Annotated in this window: 25 protein-coding genes; 9 read left to right on the top strand and 16 right to left on the bottom strand. The window is 35.3% G+C overall.

The window, feature by feature from the left end; genetic code table 11:
* Positions 1 to 11 precede the first annotated feature (11 nt).
* The 3 genes from rnc to MYP_RS18390 form a co-directional block, all read right to left on the bottom strand.
* Positions 12 to 755 (bottom strand): ribonuclease III, encoded by a 744-nt coding sequence (gene rnc / locus MYP_RS18380; protein ID WP_045466684.1) that lies wholly within the window; start codon positions 753 to 755, stop codon positions 12 to 14.
* A 136-nt stretch (positions 756 to 891) separates the two neighbouring features.
* The gene (fabF, locus tag MYP_RS18385; RefSeq protein ID WP_045466687.1) at positions 892 to 2,139 is read right to left on the bottom strand and encodes a beta-ketoacyl-ACP synthase II; all 1,248 of its coding nucleotides are present in this window, start codon (positions 2,137 to 2,139) and stop codon (positions 892 to 894) included.
* A gap of 30 nt (positions 2,140 to 2,169) precedes the next feature.
* Positions 2,170 to 2,409 carry an acyl carrier protein gene (locus tag MYP_RS18390; RefSeq protein WP_045466690.1) on the bottom strand — a complete coding sequence of 80 codons (240 nt, stop codon included), beginning with the start codon at positions 2,407 to 2,409 and terminating at the stop codon, positions 2,170 to 2,172.
* Between the two features lie 161 nt (positions 2,410 to 2,570).
* Between MYP_RS18390 and MYP_RS18395 the strand changes: the two genes are divergently transcribed.
* From MYP_RS18395 to MYP_RS18405, 3 genes are all read left to right on the top strand, one after another.
* Positions 2,571 to 3,002, top strand: a complete 432-nt coding sequence (locus MYP_RS18395) for an IPExxxVDY family protein (RefSeq protein ID WP_231570072.1) — start codon at positions 2,571 to 2,573, stop codon at positions 3,000 to 3,002.
* 2 nt (positions 3,003 to 3,004) lie between these two features.
* Positions 3,005 to 4,426 (top strand): pyruvate kinase, encoded by a 1,422-nt coding sequence (gene pyk / locus MYP_RS18400; protein ID WP_045466699.1) that lies wholly within the window; start codon positions 3,005 to 3,007, stop codon positions 4,424 to 4,426.
* Positions 4,427 to 4,498: 72 nt separating this feature from the next.
* Complete coding sequence (locus tag MYP_RS18405) at positions 4,499 to 5,545, top strand: M42 family metallopeptidase (protein ID WP_045466702.1); 1,047 nt, start codon at positions 4,499 to 4,501, stop codon at positions 5,543 to 5,545.
* Positions 5,546 to 5,667: 122 nt separating this feature from the next.
* On the opposite strand, the gene MYP_RS18410 is transcribed toward MYP_RS18405, so the two are convergent.
* Together MYP_RS18410 and MYP_RS18415 are read right to left on the bottom strand one after the other, a co-directional pair.
* Positions 5,668 to 6,657 (bottom strand): MBL fold metallo-hydrolase, encoded by a 990-nt coding sequence (locus MYP_RS18410; protein WP_045466704.1) that lies wholly within the window; start codon positions 6,655 to 6,657, stop codon positions 5,668 to 5,670.
* Positions 6,658 to 6,735: 78 nt separating this feature from the next.
* Positions 6,736 to 7,470: a DUF4136 domain-containing protein gene (locus tag MYP_RS18415; protein WP_045466707.1), complete on the bottom strand. Its 735-nt coding sequence runs from the start codon at positions 7,468 to 7,470 to the stop codon at positions 6,736 to 6,738.
* A 151-nt stretch (positions 7,471 to 7,621) separates the two neighbouring features.
* Here MYP_RS18415 and MYP_RS18420 point away from each other — a divergent pair, with 151 nt between their 5' ends.
* On the top strand, positions 7,622 to 8,095 hold the full coding sequence (locus MYP_RS18420) for a hypothetical protein (protein WP_045466709.1): 474 nt from the start codon (positions 7,622 to 7,624) through the stop codon (positions 8,093 to 8,095).
* An 84-nt stretch (positions 8,096 to 8,179) separates the two neighbouring features.
* Here the strand turns inward: MYP_RS18420 and MYP_RS18425 are convergent, their stop codons facing one another.
* The 7 genes from MYP_RS18425 to MYP_RS18455 all read right to left on the bottom strand — a co-directional run bounded on the left by MYP_RS18425 (position 8,180) and on the right by MYP_RS18455 (position 15,045).
* Positions 8,180 to 9,592, bottom strand: a complete 1,413-nt coding sequence (locus MYP_RS18425) for a sialate O-acetylesterase (protein WP_045466712.1) — start codon at positions 9,590 to 9,592, stop codon at positions 8,180 to 8,182.
* A gap of 306 nt (positions 9,593 to 9,898) precedes the next feature.
* Complete coding sequence (gene wecB / locus MYP_RS18430; protein WP_045466715.1) at positions 9,899 to 11,014, bottom strand: non-hydrolyzing UDP-N-acetylglucosamine 2-epimerase; 1,116 nt, start codon at positions 11,012 to 11,014, stop codon at positions 9,899 to 9,901.
* A 64-nt stretch (positions 11,015 to 11,078) separates the two neighbouring features.
* Positions 11,079 to 11,828, bottom strand: coding sequence for a glycosyltransferase family 2 protein (locus tag MYP_RS18435; protein WP_045466718.1), 750 nt, complete (start codon positions 11,826 to 11,828; stop codon positions 11,079 to 11,081).
* Between the two features lie 94 nt (positions 11,829 to 11,922).
* Complete coding sequence (locus MYP_RS18440) at positions 11,923 to 12,705, bottom strand: hypothetical protein (RefSeq protein ID WP_045466721.1); 783 nt, start codon at positions 12,703 to 12,705, stop codon at positions 11,923 to 11,925.
* 167 nt (positions 12,706 to 12,872) lie between these two features.
* Positions 12,873 to 13,085, bottom strand: a complete 213-nt coding sequence (locus tag MYP_RS18445) for a hypothetical protein (protein WP_156140723.1) — start codon at positions 13,083 to 13,085, stop codon at positions 12,873 to 12,875.
* 450 nt (positions 13,086 to 13,535) lie between these two features.
* Positions 13,536 to 14,030: a hypothetical protein gene (locus MYP_RS18450; protein ID WP_045466724.1), complete on the bottom strand. Its 495-nt coding sequence runs from the start codon at positions 14,028 to 14,030 to the stop codon at positions 13,536 to 13,538.
* A gap of 37 nt (positions 14,031 to 14,067) precedes the next feature.
* Positions 14,068 to 15,045 (bottom strand): polyprenyl synthetase family protein, encoded by a 978-nt coding sequence (locus MYP_RS18455; protein WP_045466727.1) that lies wholly within the window; start codon positions 15,043 to 15,045, stop codon positions 14,068 to 14,070.
* Between the two features lie 158 nt (positions 15,046 to 15,203).
* Between MYP_RS18455 and MYP_RS18460 the strand changes: the two genes are divergently transcribed.
* The 4 genes from MYP_RS18460 (at position 15,204) to MYP_RS18475 (ending at position 20,165) form a co-directional block, all read left to right on the top strand.
* Entirely contained in the window at positions 15,204 to 15,923 is a 720-nt protein-coding gene (locus tag MYP_RS18460; RefSeq protein WP_052430338.1) for an alpha/beta hydrolase family protein, read from the top strand.
* 219 nt (positions 15,924 to 16,142) lie between these two features.
* The gene (locus MYP_RS18465) at positions 16,143 to 16,997 is read left to right on the top strand and encodes a universal stress protein (RefSeq protein WP_045466729.1); all 855 of its coding nucleotides are present in this window, start codon (positions 16,143 to 16,145) and stop codon (positions 16,995 to 16,997) included.
* Between the two features lie 4 nt (positions 16,998 to 17,001).
* Positions 17,002 to 17,394, top strand: coding sequence for a hypothetical protein (locus MYP_RS18470; protein ID WP_156140724.1), 393 nt, complete (start codon positions 17,002 to 17,004; stop codon positions 17,392 to 17,394).
* An 80-nt stretch (positions 17,395 to 17,474) separates the two neighbouring features.
* Positions 17,475 to 20,165, top strand: coding sequence for a cation-translocating P-type ATPase (locus tag MYP_RS18475; protein WP_052430339.1), 2,691 nt, complete (start codon positions 17,475 to 17,477; stop codon positions 20,163 to 20,165).
* Between the two features lie 4 nt (positions 20,166 to 20,169).
* On the opposite strand, the gene MYP_RS25380 is transcribed toward MYP_RS18475, so the two are convergent.
* Positions 20,170 to 21,597 (bottom strand): PAS domain-containing sensor histidine kinase, encoded by a 1,428-nt coding sequence (locus tag MYP_RS25380; RefSeq protein WP_156140725.1) that lies wholly within the window; start codon positions 21,595 to 21,597, stop codon positions 20,170 to 20,172.
* A gap of 147 nt (positions 21,598 to 21,744) precedes the next feature.
* Here MYP_RS25380 and MYP_RS18485 point away from each other — a divergent pair, with 147 nt between their 5' ends.
* Positions 21,745 to 22,101 (top strand): hypothetical protein, encoded by a 357-nt coding sequence (locus MYP_RS18485; protein ID WP_156140726.1) that lies wholly within the window; start codon positions 21,745 to 21,747, stop codon positions 22,099 to 22,101.
* A gap of 22 nt (positions 22,102 to 22,123) precedes the next feature.
* Here the strand turns inward: MYP_RS18485 and MYP_RS18490 are convergent, their stop codons facing one another.
* The 3 genes from MYP_RS18490 to MYP_RS18500 are packed head-to-tail and all read right to left on the bottom strand — an operon-like array spanning position 22,124 to position 24,453.
* A complete protein-coding gene (locus tag MYP_RS18490) occupies positions 22,124 to 22,726 on the bottom strand; it encodes a thioredoxin family protein (RefSeq protein WP_045466737.1) in 603 nt (200 codons plus the stop codon).
* 9 nt (positions 22,727 to 22,735) lie between these two features.
* On the bottom strand, positions 22,736 to 23,224 hold the full coding sequence (locus tag MYP_RS18495; protein WP_045466739.1) for a TlpA family protein disulfide reductase: 489 nt from the start codon (positions 23,222 to 23,224) through the stop codon (positions 22,736 to 22,738).
* Positions 23,221 to 24,453 (bottom strand): DEAD/DEAH box helicase, encoded by a 1,233-nt coding sequence (locus MYP_RS18500; protein ID WP_045466742.1) that lies wholly within the window; start codon positions 24,451 to 24,453, stop codon positions 23,221 to 23,223. Before MYP_RS18500 ends, MYP_RS18495 begins: the two co-directional genes overlap by 4 nt.
* Between the last annotated feature and the right edge of the window lie 31 nt (positions 24,454 to 24,484).

Below are 24,484 nucleotides of genomic sequence, written 5' to 3' on the forward strand. Positions count from 1 at the left end.
ATAGGGGAGAACTATTTTATTTCTCTGATCTGACAAGCTTTCTCAGCTGCGGCCTGTTCAGCTTTTTTCTTACTAAATCCTGTTCCTGTACTTACAGGTTCATCTTCAATAAGGACCTGGGCAGTAAATTCCTTATGATGAATACTTCCGACTTCTTTGATAATTACAAACTTAATGTCTTTAGATTCCTTTTGTGCCCATTCAATTAAGACACTTTTGAAATTAAGGTTGTTTTCTATTATTTCATTCAGGTCGAAATGTGGCTGTAAAAGTCTGGTGAGAATAAATTTTCTACAGGATTTAAAGCCTTTGTCAAGATATACTGCTCCTACCAATGCTTCCAGGGCATCGCCATATAGCGACTTATGAGTGTTTCCACCTCTTCCCGGATTAAATTCTACAATTTTATTGAGTCCAATTTTTTTTCCAAGTTTATTCAGTGATTCACGATTTACGATTCTTGATCTGATTTCAGTCAGGAATCCCTCATCTTTATAAGGGAACTTTTTAAATAGAAATTCTGCTATTACTGCGCCAAGAATCGCATCGCCAAGGTATTCAAGTCTTTCATTTGAGCTACGGACACCAAGCTTGTCCTCTTTTGCAGCAGAGGTATGACATACAGCAAGTTTATAAAGGTTAAGATTGATGGGCGTTTGTCCTGTTATATTTGCTATTGATTTAGCAAATGTCTTTTCCTTTGCCAGCTGTTTGTTAAACAGATGCGAAATTCTCCTTAAGTAGGAAATCAAAATTTAATAAGTTTTAATATAATAATTAAAAGAATCTGAATCGAATAAATTAAGTTCAGCTTTGAAAGCTAAAAATAAAAAAAAGGTGTTAAATCTTCCAAAGAGTTAACACCTTATAATGTTTAAAGTTATTAATTTTTTAAATTTTACGCAGAATAATAGAGCAGTTATGCCCACCAAATCCGAAAGTATTGCTCAATGCTACATTTATGGTTTTAGCCTGTGCTTTGTTGAATGTCAGATTTAGTCTGGAATCAACCCTTTCATCATCAGTAAAATGGTTGATAGTAGGAGGAACTGTCTGGTGTTTGATAGCAAGAATACAAGCAATAGCCTCGATAGCTCCGGCAGCACCAAGTAAGTGGCCAGTCATGGATTTGGTAGAACTGATGCTAAGCTTATATGCATGTTCACCAAATACTTTTTGTATCGCCGTAAGTTCGCTGATGTCACCAAGTGGAGTTGAAGTACCATGAACATTGATATAATCAACATCCTCAGGTTTCAGGTTTGCATCTGCAAGTGCATTATTCATAACGCTTATTTGTCCTAATCCTTCCGGATGTGGAGCAGTTAAGTGGTATGCATCAGCAGACATACCGCCACCGATTATTTCAGCATAGATTTTAGCGCCTCTTGCTTTTGCATGTTCGTATTCCTCTATTATAAGAGCTCCTGCGCCTTCACCCAGAACAAATCCATCTCTGTCTTTGTCGAAAGGCCTTGAAGCAGTAGAGGGATCATCATTTCTTTCAGAAAGCGCTTTCATGGCATTGAAACCACCGATTCCGGCTTCTGTAACAGCTGCTTCTGACCCTCCGGTTACCATTATGTCAGCCATTCCTAATCTTATATAGTTAAAGGCATCAACAATAGCATTGGTAGAAGAAGCGCAGGCAGAGACTGTAACGAAATTGGGACCTCTGAAGCCAAACTTCATGGAAATATGACCGGCACTAATATCGGCGATCATTTTAGGAATAAAGAAAGGGTTGAATCTTGGAGTTCCATCTCCAAGTGCAAATCCGGAAACTTCATCCTGGAAAGTGCGGAGACCGCCTATTCCTGAACCCCAGATAACTCCAGCTCTATCTTTGTTTATATTATTAAGATCAAGATTTGAATCTTTGATAGCTTCATCAGATGCCACTATAGCATATTGAGTAAAAGGGTCCATTCTTTTGACCTCTTTTTTATCAATAAAATTTTCTACATTGAAGTTTTTAACTTCGCAGGCGAATCTGGTTTTTGATTTTTCAGCGTTGTAGCGGGTGATAGGAGCAGCACCACTTACTCCAGTGGACAATGATTTCCAGTAATCTTCAACATTGTTTCCTATTGGGGTAAGTGCGCCTAATCCTGTTACAACAACTCTTTTTAAATTCATAAAAGAATTTTGAGAGGGAATCTAAAGAAATTATTGTTTAACGTTTTGCTCCAAATAAGCAACAGCTTGACCAACAGTTGAAATGTTTTCAGCTTGCTCATCAGGAATTGATATGTTAAATTCTTTTTCGAATTCCATGATTAATTCTACTGTATCTAAGGAGTCAGCTCCTAAGTCGTTTGTGAAGCTAGCTTCAGGAGTAACCTCAGATTCTTCCACTCCTAGTTTGTCAATAATGATACTCTTAACTTTTTGTGCTATTTCTGACATTGTTTTAAATGAGTTTAGTAAAACACGGTGCAAAGAAATACATTAAAAACTATATTGTCAAACAAAATTTTTTATTCTTCATCAAAAACATAATAAATTTTCCACATGCAACTTTTTAATTATATATTTACGTCCCTTAAAATAGGCCTATAGGGCAAATAATGATGAAAACTACAAAGCTAGTAGTCGATTATGAGTATGATTTTGAGTTTTTTGCTATAATTTCTTCAGTAAAAGCTCATAAGTTAGCATGGTCTATAAATAAGGTATTAAGTATCAATCTTTGTAAACAGGAAGATATAAAACTTGACTTTATTAAAGATTGGAAACTGGTAATCACTAATTATATTTACGAGAAAGAATACAGTGTTTTCAGATTATTGAAAAATAGATCCTGCGAATCGGAGAATCTTCCCAAGCCCTTCCTGGTCCCCGAGCTTAAAGAATATGACTATTTTATTCACATGTCCGGAGAAGTTATGCTGTTCGAAACAGCCGAACTGTTTGAGAAACTTAAAGAATTGCAAATAGTACAATACGTAAAAAAAATTGAAGTAAATAAATTAAAGTCTAAAGAAAACTTAATTTTTTGAAAATGGAGCAGATTAACAAAAAGACAAAAATTATTGCAACAGTCGGACCAGCTTGTAACACGAAAGAGAAATTATGGGAGCTGGTGAAGGCCGGTGCAAATATTTTCAGATTAAACTTTTCACACGGAAGCCATGAGGCACACCTCCAGGTGATCCAATACATCAGAGAATTAAATAAAGAGCACAATGCTAATATTGCAATTCTTCAAGACTTACAAGGACCAAAAATCAGAACCAACGAAGTTGAAAATAATGGTGTTGAATTAAGAGAAGGGGCACAAATAATAATAACTAAAGAGTATTGCATGGGTACAAAAGAGAAGATAAGTACCTCTTATCAGTCTCTTACTTCTGACGTGAAGCCAGGTGATGCTATTCTTATTGATGATGGTAAAATCGAATTAAAAGTACTTTCTGCTAAAAACGGAGAAGTTACTGCTGAAATCATTTACGGCGGGATATTGAAATCTAAAAAAGGTATCAACCTTCCAAATACAAATGTGTCCGAGCCTTCTTTAACTGAAAAAGACAGAAAAGATCTTATATTCGGAATAGAGCAAGGTCTTGACTGGATCGCTTTGTCCTTCGTAAGAAGGGCTGAGGATATGAAGGAACTTAAAGAAATCATCAAAAAATCAGGTAAGGATATTAAGGTTGTTGCAAAGATCGAGAAGCCTGAGGCAATTGCAAATATTGATGAAATTATCGCTGAGACTGACGCTATTATGGTTGCCAGAGGTGACCTGGGAGTTGAGGTGTTGATGGAAGATGTTCCGATGATGCAGAAAATGATCGTGAAAAAATGTGGCATCGCCGGAAAACCGGTTATTATCGCTACTCAAATGATGGAAAGCATGATCACGAATCCTCGTCCTACCAGAGCTGAGACTAATGACGTTGCTAATGCGATCATTGATGGTGCTGATACAGTGATGTTGAGTGCTGAAACTGCAAGCGGAGAGTATCCAGTACTTACTGTTCAGAGCATGGCAAGAATATGCGCTTCTGTAGAAAGACAAGCTGAATCTATATACAATAAGCACACAAATAAAGAAGATTCTTCTTTCAGCGACAGTGTTATTGCGACTGCCTGTACACTTGCTGATCATGTAAATGCAAAAGCCATCATTGGTTTATCTCAGTCTGGTTATTCCGCATTCAGAATCGCGAGCCACAGACCAAAAGCAGATATCATTATCGTAACTTCTGACAAAGCAATGCTTAATAAACTGAGCCTTGTTTGGGGGGTAAAAGCTGTTTATTATGATAAGTTCACTACTACTGATGAAACAATTCAGGGTGTCAGAGATCTTCTAGTAAGAGAAGGTCTTTTGAAAAAAGGTGATACTTATGTAACTACGGCAAGCATGCCTTTCACTTATACGCAAAGAGCAAATACTCTAAAATTAGGTGTAGTTGAATAACATTTATCTATAAATATTTATTATAAAGGGACTGTTTTTATTTTTACAGTCCCTTTTTATTTTTAAGCATATATGGAATTAAACATAGACTTATTAACTAAAATCTGCGAGCTCCCAGGGGCTCCGGGCTACGAGCAAAAGATTCGGGCCTTTGTTATCGAACAGATAAAACCTCTTGTTGATGAATTCAGAATAGATAACCTGGGGAATGTTATTGCTTTGAAGAAAGGATTGACCGGAGCTAAAAAAGTGATGGCTGCTGCTCATATGGATGAAATTGGCTTCATTGTTACCTATATCAATGAGCAGGGGTTTATATTTTTTCACCCTCTAGGAGGGTTTGACCCCAAGACACTCACCGCTCAAAGGGTGATTGTTCACGGTATTAAAGATATTATCGGTGTAATGGGAAGTAAACCCGTACATGTGATGTCTGCTGAAGAAAAAGTAAAACCTGCAAAAATCGAAGATTTTTTCATTGATACAGGCATGACTAAAGAGGAGGTAGAAAAATATGTATCCATTGGAAATCCGATTACAAGAGAAAGAAATCTTATCGAAATGGGGAATAACATCAACTGTAAATCTTTAGATAACAGAATCAGTGTATTTATTCTTATTGAAGCATTGAAGCAAATTCAAAATCTTCCGTATGATTTTTATGCAGTATTTACAGTTCAGGAAGAAGTTGGTTTAAGGGGAGCAACCACTGCTGCTCATCAGATAAATCCTGATTTTGGAATTGCCATTGATACTACTATTGCTTATGATGTCCCGGGAGCAAGACCTCAGGAAAAAATTACGGAACTAGGGAAAGGAACTGCAATAAAAATTATGGATTCTTCTGCCATTGCTGATTACAGAATGGTGAACTATTTAAAGCAGACAGCTTCAAGTCATTCAATACAATGGCAGCCGGAAATTCTTACTGCTGGTGGTACTGATACTGCTCCACTTCAAAAGGGCGGGAAAATGGGAGCCATAGCCGGGGCTATTTCAATTCCAACAAGACATATACATCAGGTGATTGAAATGGTCAATAAAGACGATGTGAAGCATTCAATTAACTTATTATCAAGAGCCGTAGAAGGCCTTGATAAATTTGATTGGAATTTTTAAGAGCAGAAAGCGAAAAGCTTAAAGCAGAAAGCGAAAAGCTTAAAGTATAAAGTAAAAAGTTGAAATACAACTATAACTTATCATCTTTAAACTTTAAGCTTTGTGCTTTAAGCTTTACGCTTTTATATCAGTATCTCTTTACCTATTGGCTCTATCAATAAATGCTCTGGACTTCCCTGTTTCTGGAAAAACTTTCTAATTTCTCTTTCAGGCTCACCCATTGGTTCATCAGATAAATCAAAAGTTCCATAATGCATGGGTATAAAATATTTTGCGTGAAGCTCCTGATAAGCTTTATAGGCTTCTTCAGGGTTTACATGGAAGAGATTCATAAGAAATGAGGGTTTGTAGGCTCCTATAGGCATGAGGCAATAATCTATATGAGGTACGGTTTTCTGAATTTCTTTAAAATGTTTTCCATAGGCCGTATCTCCTGCAAAATATATTGATTTGTTTTTCCCTTTTATATAAAAGCTTCCCCATAAAACTTTATTGAAATCATTAAGCCCTCTACGATGCCAGTGTTTGGCAGGAAGGAAGATAAAATCTACACGATCGGATTTGAATTGCTGGTACCATCCGGCTTCTTGTATCTCTCCTTTATAATTAATTTCATTAAAAAGTGTCGAAATATTTAATGGGCCTAAGATTTTTACAGAAGGATTATTGGCCAGTACAACTTTAAGTGACGGTACATCAAAATGATCCCTATGTCCATGTGAAAGTAATAAATATTCAATATTGATTAAATTTTCAGATGCCAGAGGGAGTTCGGTTTTCCTTTTGATGAAAGGCAGATCAAAAAATACAGGATCGGTAAGAATCTTTACATTGTCAATCTGAATATAAAAAGTGGAGTGTCCCAACCAGACAATCATATTCTGATCACTATTTATAAAGTTATAATTCGGGATAGTCGCAACTTTATAATTTTCTTTTTTCTTTTCGGCTCTTTGAGGGTTTTTGCTAAACTTCCACTTTAGTACTTTTAAAAATGAATTTTCTTCCTTGGTATTGGAATTTGTGAATTCCCCATCAATTAAAAGATTGCCTGGGTAACCAACTTTGAGAGTATGCAAAGAAGGATTATTAACATATATTGTTTCGCTCACCACGTTGTTAGTAAAAATTTTAAACCTGATATTTAAAAGAAGTAAATACCAGGTTTATAGTTTATCTAAATTGTTTAATTAATAAAAAGCATTGGGTGAAAAGGGAGATGGAAATTGTTCCATAATACCATTTATCTGACCCGGTAATAGATTTTCAAACATTACAGGATTATTTAAAGATTCACTGCTGTAACCTCTCCAAATTAATTGGTTTGTTTTACGGTCTATTACATCAATAACAAGGGTACCTTCTTTATATTGAATTTTTTCACTAATGTTTCCCAATACCTGAGGCCTGTATATTCCTGCTCCATAGTAAATACCATCTGGAGTGGTATTGTAAATGTTCACTCCTCCAAAATAAGTTGTGTATGGGTATATATTGTAATCATTCGTTAGATAATTATACATGGTATAAGGTTGTTCGAAATAATTGTAAAACCTAGGAACTGCAAGGTTTGGCTGATTTATAACCAATGGCGTATTGGTATATCTCTCTCTGTTTTCCATTACTATAGAATATGTAAATAGCAGGTCCGGATTCAGAGAATCAAGATGTAAACCTTTATCAAACAAATCACTGCTTACCATCCTTTTTATTTTCAATTCAATTAATTCATTATTATATAAGTTCATTACATCATTCAACTGATCCCCTTGCTGTTCAGGAAGTTGTTTAGGCAACCATGCAAATGTCCTGAACTTGGTAAAATCTATGTCAGGATTATAACTTGTATGTGCATTACTTCCTGGCTGACATCCATAAAGCAGAGTAAGTACCACACCGATAACTAACCACACTAATCTTTTCATCACTACTTTCCTCCTTATTTAAATAATTTCCCGTCATAAAAATTGTTTGACATACAGAGTTGCGACATTATTAAAGTACAAACAGGTGAGGGATCTTAGGGAAATTTAGCACTCTGTCGGGGCCTGAATTGTTTTGATAAAAAAAAGGAATATGAAAATAGCGCTAATTATAATGTTTGCAATAGGATCCTGTATCAGTTCCTTTGCACAAATTGATACGAATACAACAATTATAAGGAGAAATACGGATCTCTATGGGAACCCGGGAGTGAATACTTCTCCTGATAAATCTTATTACTCTATCAACCCGACAGTTCCAGGCTCAACGGATGGAACTAAATTAAGGAATGAAACAAGTATTTATAATAATAACCCTGCTACAAATCCTAATATTAATCCCAATACTCAGGTAAATCCTGGTATAGAATACAATGGGGGACTTCCGGATAATGGCCAGTTGCCTGGAGGTGGTATGTTGCCGAACAACGGTGGTTTGCCCAATAACGGAGGACTTCCCAATAATGGTATGTTGCCTAGTACAACAACTCCACAACCATCTTCCAGTGCGCCTGGAGCAAGCCCTGGGTCTATGGGCCCTGGAACAAATATTGGTGCAGGATATTAGTGATTATTCAATAAAATGGCTGCAGTTAAATCAGCAGCCATTTTATTGAAAGTCATTTGAGGGTGAGAAAATTAAACCAATTATTTATTGATCTTTTTCAATTTCCCATTCATCGGTTCTGAACGAAGAAACAGGTAAACCTTCTTTATTGAAAAGATTGGGGAGGGCATCATTGGCCCACTCAAAGCGCACTGCTACTGGTTTTCTTACTTTGGGAGAAAAGATTGTTACCGTATTATTTTCAATTACTGCTTTAGCAGGATAAAATTGTTTGTCACTACCTGCAATGATAAAACCTTTGAGTTCCTTGCCTTGTTTGGAAATAAGGCCATTAGAAGCATTGATAAATGTGATTTTAACTTTCCCATTTTCTATTTTCATGCTCTTGAAAGAAGGGCTTTTGGCTGATATAGTTTTGAAATGATATGTTTCTTCAAGTGCTAAACGGGCTAATCTTTCACCAACAGGTCTTTGATATCGGGGGTGAACATCTTTAATATTTTCAACAACGTCAGAAATTATAACCATACCTGTTTTGGGAAATTCCAAAAGTTTTGACTGTTGCTCCCGAAGCAGTACACCATTCATATTAGTTCCATATCCGCTGTAAGGAGCTATTTGTACATAGTAAAACGGTAGTTCTGATTGAAAGTCTTTTCTCCAGTTTAATACTAGTTTTTCAATCAGGAGTTTGTAAGAGTAAGGGTACTCTACATTTGATTCCCCTTGGTACCAAATAATACCTGCCAGCTTAAATGGAATTAATGGCGCAATCATTGAATTATAAGCCATACCCGGTGCAGAAGGGCACCATGGCCTGTCGATACCACATTGTTTGTCTGCGGCCCCTTTAAGAAGTGAATCTGAATCGATGATATCTTTGGGAACCCATACTTCAGCTGGAGTTCCTCCCCAACTTGAATGAATAAGTCCTATTGGTACTTTTAGCTCAGTATTAAGAGTTTTGCCAAAATAGTAGGCTACTGCACTAAACCATCTTAGAGGTTCGCCATTACAGGGTTTCCAGTTGCCTTCCCCTTTCAACTGAGGAGTGGATGCTGCCGACCTTGGTACCTGGAATAATCTTATCAGGGGATCATTGATCTGTTCTAAGTATGGTCCTCCATCAGCAGAAGAATTCATATTCCATTCCATATTAGATTGACCGGAGCATAACCATACCTCTCCAGAAAGTATATTTTCAAGCAACTTTTGCTCAGCCCCAGCTGTAATGGTTATTGTATGTGGTCCACCGGCAGAAGGTGTTTTTATTGATGCTTTCCACAACGATGTATTGCTGACTTTAGTTTGAATTATCGTTGTATCCCAGCTAACCTGAATTTGGATATCCTGTGTTGGGCCCGCCCATCCCCATATAGGAATCTCAGTGTTTTGCTGAATAACCATGCTTGATGAGAATAAAGATGGTAACCGCAATTGAGCATGGGTATGGGACAAATTAACTATGATTAATATCAATGTAAGAAAGGTTTTCATACATGAATTGATTTTTATCCCAAAAGTGTAAATTAAAAGAAAATGTTTTAGGTTTGTTTATAACAAGTTTTTATATGAAAAAGCCCTTGCAAAGTTGTTCCTTTCGCAAATACTTTAGGACAAGCCGGGGTATAACCTGCCAATTCAATTTATGTTGGAGAATTGAGTTAAGGACTCAAAAAAATCTTGAGCAACAGATGGACTTAAATTTAAAATAATAAAGAATCAAATTTTTAAGTCACTTATTTTACAAGGTATTTCTCATGATAAAATATTAGAATTACCCAATGTCATTATAATCTCTGTTTAAGGAATATTCCTCATAAAGGAAACAATTCTTTCTGACGCTTTACCGTCTCCATAAGGATTATCAAGTTTGCTCATAGATTCATATCTTTCTTTATTATTCCATAAATCTAAAGCTTCTTTGACTATTTTATCCTTGTCTGTTCCAACTAGAATAACTGTACCAGCGTCAACTGCTTCCGGTCTTTCAGTTGTGTCTCGCATTACTAAAACTGGTTTTCCAAGACTTGGAGCTTCTTCCTGTATACCACCGCTATCTGTTATTATTAATTTTGATTTTTCCATCAGCCAAATAAATGCTTCATATGCCTGTGGATCGATTAAATAAATGTTAGGGTTATCTTTCAGATATTTATAGACTGGCTTTTGAACATTGGGGTTTAAATGAACCGGATAAACTATTTTTATGCCATGGGAGGCAATTTGATCAAGTGCAGCACAAATGTTTTCAAACCCTTCACCATGATTTTCTCTTCTGTGGCCAGTTACCAATATGAAATCATTTTCGAAGGTTAACCAGCATTTAAGTTTTTCTATGGATTCAAATCTTTTATTCTTAATAAGTTTAACGCTTTCGTTCAAGGCATCTATTACAGTATTGCCAGTAACAAGGATAGAAGCCTCATTTATATTTTCACGCAGAAGATTGATCTTAGATGAGTTTGTTGGAGCAAAATTATAATCAGAAATTCTGCCTGTAACGGATCTGTTAATTTCTTCGGGGAATGGAGAATATTTATTGTTTGTTCTTAATCCTGCTTCAATATGGCAGACTTTTGCTCCTGAATAAAAAGAGGAAATACTACTTGCAAGTGTTGTTGTTGTATCTCCGTGGACGAATACATAGTCAGGCTGAAACTCATCCAACACAGGTTTAAGATTAACAATTATTTTAGCGGTAAGACTATGTAAAGTTTGATTTGGTTCCATTATGTCCAGATCATAATCTGGTTTCAATTGGAAGAAATCCAAGACCTGATCAAGCATTTGCCTGTGTTGAGCTGTAACACAAATCTTGGTATTAAAAAAATCAGTATGTTTAAGAAATTCTCTAACTAATGGAGCCATTTTTATGGCTTCCGGACGAGTCCCAAAAATTATTAAAACCTTTTTCAATAGAAGTAGAATAAAATTATAAAATGATTAATCTAGTTGGAAATAATCATTATTTTAAAAATGATTATTTAAATCTTTTGCTGAATCTGTATGCCCAAAGAAGACCAAGTGTAAGATTAATAGTTTTCGCTACTTTCATTTTACTGTCGCTTAATTTAAAATCGTAGCGAAGTATCATTGGTACTTCATGAATAATAGGATTGAAGCGATTACTTTTTAATAGAATTTCTGCCATACAGCTAAATCCTTTTTCTTCTACCAGTCTTTCTTTATAATAATTTTGTAGTTTCCTTAAAAAATCTGCATCATAAGCTCTGAAACCACAGGTATAATCTTTCACTCCTTTCATGCCCACTACTGTTTTAAAAAGTAAACTTGCAACTTCGCTATATATTTCTCTAATTTTTGTTAGTCCCATGATCCGGGCTCCATTCTGATATCTAGAAGCTATTACAATTTCACTTCCTTCTTTTATCATGCCTGCCATTCTCTTTATTAAATGAGGATTGTGGCTATCATCAGCATCAAGAGTGACTACAATATCACCTTTTTGTGTAAATTTCAGTACTTCCTCAATACCTGTCCTGATTGCATTTGCAAGTCCTTGATTTGGGTAAACATCAACATAGTGCAAGTTCATTTTGGTAGAGTAATCTTTCAGAATTTGTGGAGTTTGATCTTTGCTACCATCATTGATAACGATTACTTTAGGATCTTTTGAGAATTCACCATTAAGCTCTTGAATTCTGTTTAATAAACTCGGTAAAGACTTCTCTTCATTATAAGCGGGAAGTACTATATATATTTGGCTCATTGATACTTAGCTTTTAAATAATTAATGGTGTTTTTGAAGCCTTAGAAACTGTGCAAATTAACGTTTTAATATAATAAATCATAATTTAATATATTTATATTTGTGTTTTTTTTATATTCCAAGCGAAGTATGATATTATATATATGGAGATATAAACAGGAATAAAAAACAAGTAAGGATAAGGAACCTGCACAAATGCATAAAAGAAAATTAAATTAAATTTAAGTGCTAAAACTGAAAAAAACTGAACATTTATATGACTTCTGTTCTTGATAAACAAATAACCAGCTAAGGCGAGGGAAGAGATGCAAAATATTAGCTGAGCATATTGGAGCTTACTTATTTTTTGTGAAAGATCCCCACCAACAAAATCATAAAAAAAGCTGGCGAAGCCTAACCCTTGAAAAATGGAAAAAGGTTTTTCACCAGGTTGTTGCCAACCTTGTCCTTTCCATTCTCCTAAAATTCCTATTTTGTAGTATTCAAAACTGTTAGTTAAAATAGTCGGGTCTTTAGCCAAAAAAGGAAGAATATAAAATATCATTCCCATACTGGCCATTACACCTACAATCTTAAATACATTCTTTTTATCTTCTGTTAAAAATATAATCCACAAATATAAAGGAGTCCAAAAAATCAAAGAGAATCTTGATAGTAGACATATGCTTAATGCGACTCCTCTAAAAATATTTGACTTAGAGAAAATTGCAAATACAAGCAGTAAATAAAAAGACGCATCCATTAATTCAATAGACTCGCCAATAGCAATAGGATGATAAATGGCATATAAATATAGTATACCAAATGGTATGGCTAGCTTGATATAATGCTCAATCTGGGGCAAGTTTTGACCGGAAAGAAAATTGTTATATAACAATATACTTATTAAAAAAATGAAATATATTACCCATCGATAATCCAGGTTTACAAATTCAGCAAAAACAAATGGTAACCATCTAAATGTAAAATAATTGGGAAGAATTGTCCAGCCAAAATCACTTATTGGAGTATATGGAAATTCTCCTTTTAAAAATCTTTTGACAACTACTCTGTAACTGCTGGTATGATATCTGAAATTGCAGGATTCATAGGGTAATCCTGAAATATTTTAAATAGGACTAATCCCATAAATCCGCTCAAAATGAAAAATACTTTTGAGCCATAGTTGCTTTGGGTATTTTTGGGGGGAGTTAAAGTGTGGGTTTCCTTATCAAGCTCAAATGCTATTTTGCAGAATAAAATACCTGCGATAGTCATTACAAGAGGATTTAGGTAGAATCCTAAAAATTTTGGTTTGAAAAGGGTAAATAGCTCTATACAAAATAAAACAAATAAATAAATAATGTTTAAGGAATAACGGGACTTTATCATTAGACTTTGTAAATAACAAAAAAACAGTATCAATAAAATTTACGCAATATAATTATAAATTAGGATTAAATTTATTCTTTGAATTTTATAAAGCATGAATTACTAATTGAATCTTAATTGGTGACTTATTAATATAATATATATGCTAGGAATCCTAATTCTCAGTGGTGAATTATGGTTGGTAGATTATTTGTTAGGGACTGTTTAAAAAGTAAATTCTTCAAAAAATATATACTTTTCTTATAACACTGGTTTATTGTTTATTTATTGTAATAAAATAGAAGAGACTGCCCTTTGGAGACAGTCTCTTTTTAATATTGTCTTATTTACTTAAATTTATCTCACTTTCTCCAGGGCTAGTCCTGTATACCTTGGAATTTGAGTTCCAAAGAAAAACTTTGTGATTGCCAAAGTGTCATCAGCAAAGTTTCTTAAAGCAGGATAATCCGGATTTAACATACGATTCACTCTTCTGGCTTTTTTGCTTACCATAAGTTGAATGTATTTTGCGTTTAAAATAGCCCAACTTCTTATGATTCTGGCCCTTTTAGGAAAGAATGTTCCCTTCTTTAATTCCCGGTACCACGCTTTTTTTCTTAGTTTTTTGGCGGATAATCTCGCTGATTTTTTAGCCTGATGAACTAATCTTTGGCCTCTTTTAGAAAGGATATTAAATTGCTTTTTGGCATCCTTTCCCATTCCTTCCCAATCAATTTTGGAGAAAGATTTTTTCACTGATTTAGCTAGTTTTGTAGCTGAATCTCCTATGCTTTCTGTATACCTGTAAGCATTCTTTCTGACAGATTTTAAAGTTAACGCACGACTTCTCATGATTTCTTCCCAATTAGTTTAAATTCAATAAGAGAAATTATTTGTCTCTCTCTATTGTATATTTAACCAACTGTTGAAGGGATTGTTTGTAAGGAGAGGAAGGAAACGTTTCAAGGATGGAGTTTGCCTCATTCATGTAATTATTCATGATTTCCGTAGCGTATGCAATACCTCCGGAGTTTTTCACAAATTGAATTACTTCAGCGACTTTCTTTGGATTATCGTTTTGATTTTTAACGATGTTTATGATTTTTCTTTTTTCCCACCAGCTGGCTTTGCTAAGCGCAAAGATCAGGGGAAGTGTCATTTTTCTTTCTTTTATATCAATACCTATTGGTTTACCTATAACGGCTTGGGTATTATAGTCAAAGAGATCGTCTTTTATCTGAAATGCCATTCCAACCTTTTCTCCAAAAAGTCTGGCATTTTCAATCGAGGCTGCATCGACACCGGAAGAGGCAGCGCCAACAGCACAACATGAAGCTATGAGAGAGGCGGTTTTCTGGCGGATAATTTCAAAGTATACTTCTTCCGTAATGTCAAGGTTGCGTGCTTTTTCTATCTGAAGCAACTCACCTTCACTCATTTCTTTTACTGCATTGGAAACTATTTTAAGTATGCTGAAATCATCATTCTGAAGGGAGAGGAGTAATCCTTTGGAAAGTAAGTAGTCTCCGACAAGTACTGCTATTTTATTCTTCCATAGGGCATTAATGGAAAAGAATCCGCGTCTGTAGTTAGCATCATCCACCACATCATCATGAACGAGCGTGGCTGTATGAAGCAATTCAATAAGTGCGGCTCCTCTGTAGGTAGATTCACTTATACCTCCGCATGTTTTGGCCATAAGAAATACAAACATAGGCCTTAGTTGTTTGCCCTTTCGTTTAACGATATAGGTCATGATTCTGTCAAGCAACACTACGTTGCTTTTCATAGAATCCCTGAATTTTTTTTCAAAATCCCTTATTTCGTCTTCAATCGGAGCTTGTATTTCTTTAATACTGACAGCCATGGTACAATATTACAATCTATTTATACTGTTTCCAAAGGGCTGACCTTATAAAAATCATATTTTATTAATTTAAAATTATGATTATCATTCAGGATTCTTTATCAGTTTAATCTGTATTGGTTTTCAGTAGTTTATCATGTAGCACTTACCTGACGTTTATGGCAAAACTTATTTTACTTAAAAACAGAGAATTGACTTTGGTTAATCGTTCAAGAAAGCTATTGTATGATCTTTCTTATATTTCAGATGGAAAGGAAAAACCTCTGATTATTTTTCTGCATGGATTTAAAGGATTTAAGGACTGGGGTAATTTTGATCTGATGATGAATTATTTTACTCAAAAGAATTATGCTTTTATTAAAATGAATTTTTCCCATAATGGGACAACCCTTGATAGCCCTTTGGAATTTAATGACCTGAGTGGTTTCGGAAGGAATAATTTTATCATTGAACTTGAAGATATTCAGGCTATGATTGATCATGTATTTAAAGGTGAAATTATTTCAGAAAATGAGTGGGATCAACGAAAACTGATACTGATCGGGCATAGCAGAGGAGGGGCAATTGCTATTATTAAAGGAGCTGAAGACGTGAGAGTAAGAGCAGTAGTATCGCTGGCTGGAGTTGCTGATCTGAAGAAATTTCTGAATGACAGGGACATTGATTTATGGAAAAAAGGAGAAACAGTGTTTATAGATAATTCAAGAACTGGGCAAAAAATGCCTCTTTACCCTCAATTTCTGGAATCTTATTTTGAAAATAAATCAAGACTAGATGTTATCTCGGCTGCATCAAAATTAAAGCATCTTTTAATTATCCACGGTTCAGAAGATTCGACAGTGCCCATCGATCATGCTTTTAAATTAAAAAAACAGTAATCCAACCTCAGAATTAAAAATTGTTCAAAATGCGGATCATACTTTTGGGGGCAGGCATCCTTATACAGATAAAGATCTGCCTTTAAATTTTAAAATCGTTTGCGATGCGATTATAGATTATTTTCAGAATACAGAATTTAAAAACTGAGATCATTTTTCAATTAATTTTATCCGAATTAATCTCCTCTCTTTTAATGTTATCAAATAAAGGTAGGTGATATGGAAAAGTTACTACTAGCTTCGGACTTTTCAGACAGTTCTAATAATGCATTAGATTTTGCAAAAGGTATAGCTGCGAAAGCAGTATCAGAGGTACTTATATTCAATTCAGCGCCTCTTCCTGTTCTAGAGCCTACTATTCCAACTTTCATGATGGAGGAAATACTGGAAGATCAGGAGTATTCAGCAAAGGAAAAATTACGTGAGTCATGTGATCTTGTGAGTTCAGAGAGGTATTTTGATGGAAGCCGGGTAAGTTGTGGGTATAAGTTTTCTTCAGGAGTAGCTGTAAATGAAATAGCAGAAGTTGCCCAGAAAGAAAATGTTGAATTGGTTGTAATGGGAGCTTATGATAATTCTATTACTTCCAAATGGATTGGAAGTACTACAATTTCAACTCTTGATCATGTGGCATGTCCTGTTCTTGCTGTACCCACGGATGCTATCTTTCAGGGATTCCAGCATATTGTATATGCTTGCGGGCTTCGCGATTACGATCACTTAGCAATTGATGAGGTAGTTAATTTTGCAAAGATCTTTAATGCCAAAGTAACAGTTCTTCATGTTGCAGATCCTATTAGTCTGCGTCTTGATATCGTGCTATTTGACAGATTGAGAAAAAAAGTAAAAGCAACTGATGAATTTGGAAAGGTTAAATTTGAAATGCTTGTTTCGGAGCAGCGGTATGATGCTATTGAGAGTTTTCTTTCTGAGGAGGATGTAGATATGATTGCATTAATGAAGCACAGCAGCTCATTCTTTAAAAGGCTTTTTTATAAAAGTATGATTGATAAAAGCTTATATAGAGTAGAGCTTCCTATGTTCTTATTGAATGAAAAAAATTATAAAAGTTAATTATATGATAGCAGATGAAAAAAGAAGATTGATCTCCTGGCTTCATTTTGACGAAAGGTTATGGTTAAATAAGCTGGAGTTTTGTAACGATGAACTGAAAATTTTTCAGGAGCGTCTTGAAGAGATTGCATCAGATTATACTGATATGAATGTTAAAATTCAGATAGAACAGTTTCAAAACAAGTTCTTTATTCAACATGATGAAATTATAAAATTAAAACATGATATCAATCGCATGGGAAGAGTCCTGGCTGAATTTGAAAAGGATTTCAGTAATGCAGTTGATGAACGGACAGCTGATGAACATTATAATCTTGAAGAGAGAATGGATAGCTTTAATGAGATATTTGATGATCTAAAGGCTGATTTCCGGGCTTTCCTTGAAAAGTATATGTAAAAACATATTGAGACTTGTTAAGGTTTAATTAACTTAGGTTTTTGATTTTAACTTTAACTTAGGCCTCTGTATATACTCTTGTGCTTGACAAAACAGGATTTTCATTCGAACTTTTATTCCATACCTTTTCAGAAGAAAAGGTTATGGATTTTTTATTATCTGATTCTAAGAAAGGAATAACCGCTGATGAGGCAAATAGCAGAATTGCTCAATATGGTCCGAACAAGTTAGCTGCTGTAAAAGAAAAGTCTACTGTCAGGATTTTACTTGAGCAGTTTCAGAATGCAATTACTTATTTACTGGCCGGAGCTGCTTTCATATCCCTTTTTTTTCATGATGCCACTAATTCAATTGCCATTGGAGGTGTCATTCTGATTAATGCTCTTATTGGTTTTTTTATTGAATTGCAGGCAAGGAAATCAATGGAAGGTTTGAGAAGCCTTGAAATTTCTCTTGCCAAGGTTATCAGAGGTTCTGAATTATCCGAAATCAATTCTGACTTACTTGCAATCGGCGATCTTGTTTATATTAAAGCAGGGGATATGATTCCTGCTGATGGAAGGCTTGTAACTCTTAATAATCTGGAGATAAATGAATCGCCACTTACCGGTGAATCGCTTCCAGTAGAAAAGTTATGTGACCCTCTTCCTGAATTAACTCCTTTGGCTGACAGAACTAACATGGTCTATAAAGGAACTTCTGTTATAAAAGGAAATGGATATTTTTTAGTAACTGCTACTGGCTTGCATACCGAGCTTGGGAAAATTTCAACAATGACCCAGAGTGCAGAAAATACGTCAACTCCTTTGGATGCCAAACTTGAAAAGCTAACCAAAACTCTTATCTGGATTACAGCAGCTATGGCTTGTATCTTTATCATAGCAGGTCTTTTGAGAAAGCAGGAACTTTATATTATAGTGGAGACAGCCATTGCTCTTGCAGTTGCCGCAATTCCAGAAGGGCTTCCAATTGTTTCTACTATAGCCCTAGCCTACGGTATGCTGAGACTGGCAAAAAGAAATGCTATAATCAAAAAGCTTTATTCTGTTGAAACCCTGGGGGGAACGAATATTATCTTTACTGACAAGACAGGGACTCTTACTGAAAATGTAATGGAGGTAAACTTGATCGCTTTTCCTCACAAGACGTTTGAGTTGAAAAGCAATTTTGATAACCGTAAAAATACTTTTCTCAATGATGAAATAACCGATTTTGAAAGCGCACTGAATGAGTTGTATCTAACCGCTTCTCTGTGCAACAATGCTAACCTTGGTATAACTTCTGGAAAAGCCATCGGAGACCCGATAGAAATAGCATTGCTGAGACTCGCACATTCCGGTGGAATTGATACAAATATTCTGAAGGATGAATATGTAAGAGTTAATGAGAAACCTTTTAGCTCAGATACTAAGATGATGGCTGTATTGGTCAGATCGGGTGATGAGTTTATAGTAGCAGCAAAAGGTTCTGTTGAAGCAATCCTTTCTAAATGTAGCAGATATTTTAAAGAGTCAGAAGTGTTGCCTGTTGATGCTTCTTTTATTGAGCTTTTGCATAAAGAGGCTGAGAGGATTTCATCGATGGGGTTGAGGGTACTTGCTTTTGCAATAAAACATCAGGCACAGGAGGAACAAGAGTATCTTAAAGACCTTACATTTATCGGCCTCGTAGGTTTTCTTGATCCTCCCAGGCATGATATAGGTTTTGCAATGGAAAGTTGTAAGACAGCAGGAGTAAAAGTAATTATGGTCACCGGAGATCATCCTAAAACAGGTTTTACCATTGCCAGGAAGGTAGGTATTGTAGAAGATGAGGAAGAAGAAAGCGCACTGATGACAGGCTCTCAACTTCAGGCGCTTGATATACATGGGCAGGATAAGGAGCGAGTAATGAATACACGCGTTTTCGCCAGAGTCACACCTGCACAGAAGTTAGATCTTGTTGGCCTTTATCAGGATGAGGGGAATATTGTAGCTATGACAGGTGATGGTATTAATGACACACCTGCACTGAAAAAAGCGGATATCGGAATAGCCATGGGAACTAGAGGAACACAGGTAGCTAAAGAAACGGCTGATGTTGTTTTAAAAGATGACTCATTTGTCTCTATCGTAGAAGCTATCTTTCAGGGAAGGGTTATCTTTCAAAATATAAGGGAGTTTATAATCTTTCTTTTATCCTGTAACCTGAGTGAAGTTTTCTTAGTAGTTGCTTCAGGATTTATAGACCCAAGAATTGTTTTGCTACCGATTCAGATTTTATTCCTTAACCTCATTACCGATGTTTTTCCTGCACTGGCATTGGGGCTGGGTAAGGGAGAAAGAAATATAATGAAACTTCCTCCTAGAAATCCGGAATCTTCGATTCTTGATGGAAATGACTGGAAATCACTTGTCGTTTATTGCCTATGCATTTCAGGTTCTATCATTGGCGGAGTATTGATTTTTGAAGAACATTTTGCTGATGAACCTGCAATAATTCAGGATATGATATTTTATTCCCTGGCTCTTGCTCAGCTCTGGCATGTTTTTAATTTATCTTCAGCGAAGAGTTCGTTTTTTGTGAACGAGATTACAAGAAATAAATTTGTCTGGCTGGCTCTTGCATTTTGTATAGCCCTCCTGGCTATTACCGGAATATTTCCAGTTGCTCAGAAAATTTTACAGGTAAAACCGCTTACGATTGAGATATGGGGAGGGATATTTATTATAAGCCTGATGCCTGTGGTTTTAACTCAGCTTTTAAAAAGGGCTTTTAAAATAATAGATTAAATTATTAATCCTGGTTTGGTAAGGTAATGCTGAAAATAGTTCCGCGGTTTACTTCAGATTTTAATGATATACTGCCATTGAGCCGGTCTATCACTTGTTTCACGATGTATAATCCAAGACCACTGCCAAAGGATTTCTCTGAAGCTCTAAAAAACATTTCAAAAATTTTCTGATGATAGGAGATCTCTATTCCTGATCCGTTATCTTCAATTTCAATTTTTGCACCTGTTTCAGAAGTAAAGATCCTGATTCTAAGAAAGGGATAAGGTTGTTCAAGCGAATGGTATTTGATAGCATTGGATATCAGGTTCATGAAAATGATTTTCAACCTATTTTCATCATTATAGAATTCGTAGTGTTCTTCAGTACTCAATTCTATTTTAATCTGATCTGCATTATCCATAAATTTCAGACTTTCCAGGCATTCGTTAACAATATCTGTAAAGTTGATTTTAGATGAAATAATTCTGAGACGGTTGTTTCTTGAAAAATTGGTCAGATCCGCAATGAAGGAATCGAGTCTTTTGACGCTACTTTTAGCTTGCTCAATACATTCATTGATAATCATAGGATCTTTTTCTTTTTTGATCAGATTAAGTAATCCTGTGATACTGCAGAGTGGAGCTCTCAAGTCATGTGATGCTCTGTAAACGAAACTGTCGAGTTCAAAATTGATCTTTCTAAGTTCCTGTTCTGCATTTTTGACCTCTGTTAAATCAATGGAGACACCAAGGATGTTAACTTCTTTATCAAAATTACTGATAAAGGGAACTTTTGTTGTATGAAGTATTCTGTTCGTGCCATCCAGGTGGGTTATGTTTTGTTCCGGGAGTGTAACTATTTCTTTAAGGAGGGTTACTTTAATATCACTTTCCTGAATACCTCTCAATTCGTTATCATCCTTAATGAAGTAACTGTCATCTTTCCCAAGTAAATTGTGGATGGTGGTGCAGAAGAGCTCAGCCTGCGCCTTGTTTACCAGGATATACCGGCCTTGGCTGTCTTTAAGAAAAATAGGATGGGGGACTAACTCAATGATCTCATAAAGTTTGTTCCTGTTGTCTTCAATTTCAGATTCAAATCTTTTGGTTTCGGTAATATCCCTGCCTATACCATAAACTGTGTTGTCATTAACCTTTAGTACTTTATTCCACTTTATCCATTTGACATTTCCGTTTTTAGCAAGATATCTGACTTCAAGCGGGTCTTGATGGAATGTTTCCTGACCAAAGCTTTTATAAATTTTAGAAGTAATTTTTAAATCATCAGGGTATATAAAGCAGGAAAAATGCATCGTACAAATTTCTTCTTCACTATAACCCAGCATTTTTGCAAAAGCGGGATTTACTTTTTTAAAGTATCCATCTCCACTTGTGATGCACATACATTCTTCCGCAAGGTAAAAGAAGTCATCCAGTAAGTAATCTGCCACAATATATTTAGTATAGGTTAATATAGTATATCGCTAATATAAGAAAGGATACTATGATTAATTGAATAAAAACTATGACAAAAAACATTTTATTGAAAAGTTTCATTGAAACCGATCTAAAACTATCTATGTTCTTTTTATAAAGAGATGATGATGAAAGGGTGGAAGCAAACAATGCATGATTTGTCTGTAAAACTATATGAGTTTTTTAAATCCGATTTTCGTAAAAAGAGGAATGGATATACCGGGAAGACCACTGAACCTGAAGAGCAACCCGAAAAGAGGCTTGAAAAAATTAGGGCTGAAGAAATAAAGGATGATTTTTTGATTACTCCTCCCAATAAGTATGCAGTTACTGAAACCGGTCAGATAATCAGATTACCGGAAAGAAACAAAAAAAGATATAGGCCTACATATAATAATAATAATAATAATAATAATAATAATAATAATAATAATAATAATAATAATAATAATAATAATAATAAAGAACCCTTGATGTAATAGGGTTCTTTTTTATTAAAAATTATTTTTTCCATTTAATGCTACATCCTATAGCCTTTGTTTCAGGTTCTTTAACTGTTTTATCCTGAAGTAATTCATTAAGGGCATTCTCAGCATATTTCTTCTTCACATCTTTCGCACTTTCCGAATTGTCATCAATAGCACCTACATATTTTACAATGAGTTCATTGTTAATTTTTTTCAGGATATAAACATGAGGAGTTTTAAGGGCCCCATATGCTTTTGCTATATTCTGTGTTTCATCCAGAAGATAAGGAAATGTAAAATGTTTTTCTGCAGCATTCTTCTGCATGTTTTCATAGGAGTCTTCGGGATATGCAATAGGGTCATTTGGATTAATAGCTATTACAGGATATCCTTTTGATGCATATTTCTTATTGAGCTCTTCTATTCTGCTTTCATATGCTTTTGCATAAGGGCAATGGTTACATGTAAAAACCACGATATAGCCTTTGGCATCAGTATAATTTTTTAATGATACATTCTTGCCATCAATATTTTTTAATGAGAAATCAATTGCCTTATCACCTGGTTTGTATCCTGTAGTCTGAGCTATAGAGATGGAAACTGAGAACAAAAACAAGATCGCTATGATGTGTTTCATAAAATAAATTTATTGTTTGATTAATTCTTTTTTGATCAAATTAATAAGTTCTTCAGAAGTTGCAAAGGTTTTTGGGTAATGGGTACGATTTCCTTTTTTATCCTGCAGAAAGGTATAAGGAATATCGCCTCCCCATTGTGGATTAAGTTTATTGATCCAGATATTCGGATCTTCATTTAGCAGCACAACTTTTCCGGGCAGTTTGCTTCTTGAAAATACATCCTCCGCTTTATCTTTTTTTGAGGTAAAATCCATTGATACAAAGAGGAACTTGACAGGCTTATTTTTACTTGACATTCCTGCTTCTGCAAAATATGGGAGTTCCTCAATGCATGGTTTGCACCAGGTAGCCCAGAAATTAACAACTACAACAGAATCCTTAGTATCATTTATGATTTTATCTAATTGCTCATAGTTTACAACCTGAATCTGCTGACTGTAACTTCTAAATATAATTGCTAAGAGGATTGTGAAAGTAAATACGATGACCCGTCTCATGATTTGTTGTTAGTATTGTTTTTTTTCTTTTTAAAGAATTTTTTCTTTTTTCCTTGTGAAGGTTTGGGCTTGGATTTAATCTCATATGCCGGACCTTCACCCAAAAATTCAGGAAGAGGAAGTTTGGGTATTTCTTTCTCTATTAGTTGTTCTATCCTGTTAAATTTTCGGATCTCTTTCTCATTGATAAAAGTGATGGCAATACCAGTACTTGATGCTCTTGCTGTTCTGCCTATACGGTGCACATAGTCTTCTGCATCATGAGGCACGTCGTAGTTCACGACCAGGTTAATATTTTCTATATCAATACCTCTTGAAAGAATGTCCGTTGCTACCAGAATCTGCACCTCTCTGTTTCTGAAAAGGTTCATGATCTGCTCCCGTTCAGATTGCTCAAGGTCTGAGTGAAATCCTTTTACAGAGAAGTTCAGTCTCTTTAGCTCTTTCTCAAGTATTTTTACATTTTGTTTAGTAGAGCAGAAAATGACTATAGATGGAAGCTCATCTTCCTTTCCTTGTAACAGTTCTTTGATCAAAGGAAGCTTTTGAGCATCGTAAGTCATATATGCTCTTTGATCAATTCCTTCTGCTGGTTTTGATATAGCTATATTGATCTGCAAAGGTCTGAATAATATTTTATCTGCCAGCTGCCTGATTTTAGAAGGCATGGTTGCTGAAAAAAGTATGTTCTGTCTTTGTCTTGGAAGGTAATTGATGATCTTAACAATATCATCATAGAACCCCATTTCCAGCATACGGTCTGCTTCATCCAAAATCAGATGTTTCAGATCTGCAAAGGAGATTTGTGCAGATGTAAGGTGGGCAATCAGTCTTCCTGGTGTCGCAATTACAATAGGGGAACCTTGCTTCAGTGCATTTTTCTGCTGTTCCCAAACGCTTCCGTCATTACCTCCATACACAGCAATGCTACTTACCGATGTGTAAAAGCTGAATCCGTCTACCTGTTGATCAATCTGAACAGCAAGTTCTCTTGTCGGCGCCAGGATCAGGGTGTCTATACCAGGATGTGGATTAAGGTGGTTTCTATGGATAATAGGTAAAAGGTAAGCTGCTGTTTTCCCGGTACCTGTCTGGGCGCAGGCTATAACATCTTTATTGTCGAGGATGGCGGGGATGGCGAGTTCCTGAACAGGAGAGGGCGTTTTAAATCCAATGTCTTTCAGAGCCTGTTGAACTGCATCATCTAGGTTAAGTTCTTCAAATGTCAAGATAATTGATGGGTTAAGTTTAAATAAAAAT

Source organism: Sporocytophaga myxococcoides (assembly GCF_000775915.1).
GTDB lineage: Bacteria > Bacteroidota > Bacteroidia > Cytophagales > Cytophagaceae > Sporocytophaga > Sporocytophaga myxococcoides_A.

What these genes read in the sequence shown, in the direction of transcription:
- MYP_RS18390 (WP_045466690.1), bottom strand. Translation starts at nt 2,409, where the DNA reads ATGTCAGAAATAGCACAAAAAGTTAAGAGTATCATTATTGACAAACTA.
- MYP_RS18395 (WP_231570072.1), top strand. Translation starts at nt 2,571, where the DNA reads ATGATGAAAACTACAAAGCTAGTAGTCGATTATGAGTATGATTTTGAG.
- MYP_RS18455 (WP_045466727.1), bottom strand. Translation starts at nt 15,045, where the DNA reads ATGGCTGTCAGTATTAAAGAAATACAAGCTCCGATTGAAGACGAAATA.
- fabF (WP_045466687.1), bottom strand. Translation starts at nt 2,139, where the DNA reads ATGAATTTAAAAAGAGTTGTTGTAACAGGATTAGGCGCACTTACCCCA.
- MYP_RS18465 (WP_045466729.1), top strand. Translation starts at nt 16,143, where the DNA reads ATGGAAAAGTTACTACTAGCTTCGGACTTTTCAGACAGTTCTAATAAT.
- MYP_RS18485 (WP_156140726.1), top strand. Translation starts at nt 21,745, where the DNA reads ATGATGATGAAAGGGTGGAAGCAAACAATGCATGATTTGTCTGTAAAA.
- MYP_RS18490 (WP_045466737.1), bottom strand. Translation starts at nt 22,726, where the DNA reads ATGAAACACATCATAGCGATCTTGTTTTTGTTCTCAGTTTCCATCTCT.
- MYP_RS18405 (WP_045466702.1), top strand. Translation starts at nt 4,499, where the DNA reads ATGGAATTAAACATAGACTTATTAACTAAAATCTGCGAGCTCCCAGGG.
- MYP_RS18435 (WP_045466718.1), bottom strand. Translation starts at nt 11,828, where the DNA reads ATGAGCCAAATATATATAGTACTTCCCGCTTATAATGAAGAGAAGTCT.
- MYP_RS18445 (WP_156140723.1), bottom strand. Translation starts at nt 13,085, where the DNA reads ATGACTATCGCAGGTATTTTATTCTGCAAAATAGCATTTGAGCTTGAT.
- MYP_RS18495 (WP_045466739.1), bottom strand. Translation starts at nt 23,224, where the DNA reads ATGAGACGGGTCATCGTATTTACTTTCACAATCCTCTTAGCAATTATA.
- MYP_RS18470 (WP_156140724.1), top strand. Translation starts at nt 17,002, where the DNA reads ATGATAGCAGATGAAAAAAGAAGATTGATCTCCTGGCTTCATTTTGAC.
- MYP_RS18415 (WP_045466707.1), bottom strand. Translation starts at nt 7,470, where the DNA reads ATGAAAAGATTAGTGTGGTTAGTTATCGGTGTGGTACTTACTCTGCTT.
- MYP_RS18460 (WP_052430338.1), top strand. Translation starts at nt 15,204, where the DNA reads ATGGCAAAACTTATTTTACTTAAAAACAGAGAATTGACTTTGGTTAAT.
- MYP_RS18420 (WP_045466709.1), top strand. Translation starts at nt 7,622, where the DNA reads ATGAAAATAGCGCTAATTATAATGTTTGCAATAGGATCCTGTATCAGT.
- MYP_RS18450 (WP_045466724.1), bottom strand. Translation starts at nt 14,030, where the DNA reads ATGAGAAGTCGTGCGTTAACTTTAAAATCTGTCAGAAAGAATGCTTAC.
- MYP_RS18425 (WP_045466712.1), bottom strand. Translation starts at nt 9,592, where the DNA reads ATGAAAACCTTTCTTACATTGATATTAATCATAGTTAATTTGTCCCAT.
- pyk (WP_045466699.1), top strand. Translation starts at nt 3,005, where the DNA reads ATGGAGCAGATTAACAAAAAGACAAAAATTATTGCAACAGTCGGACCA.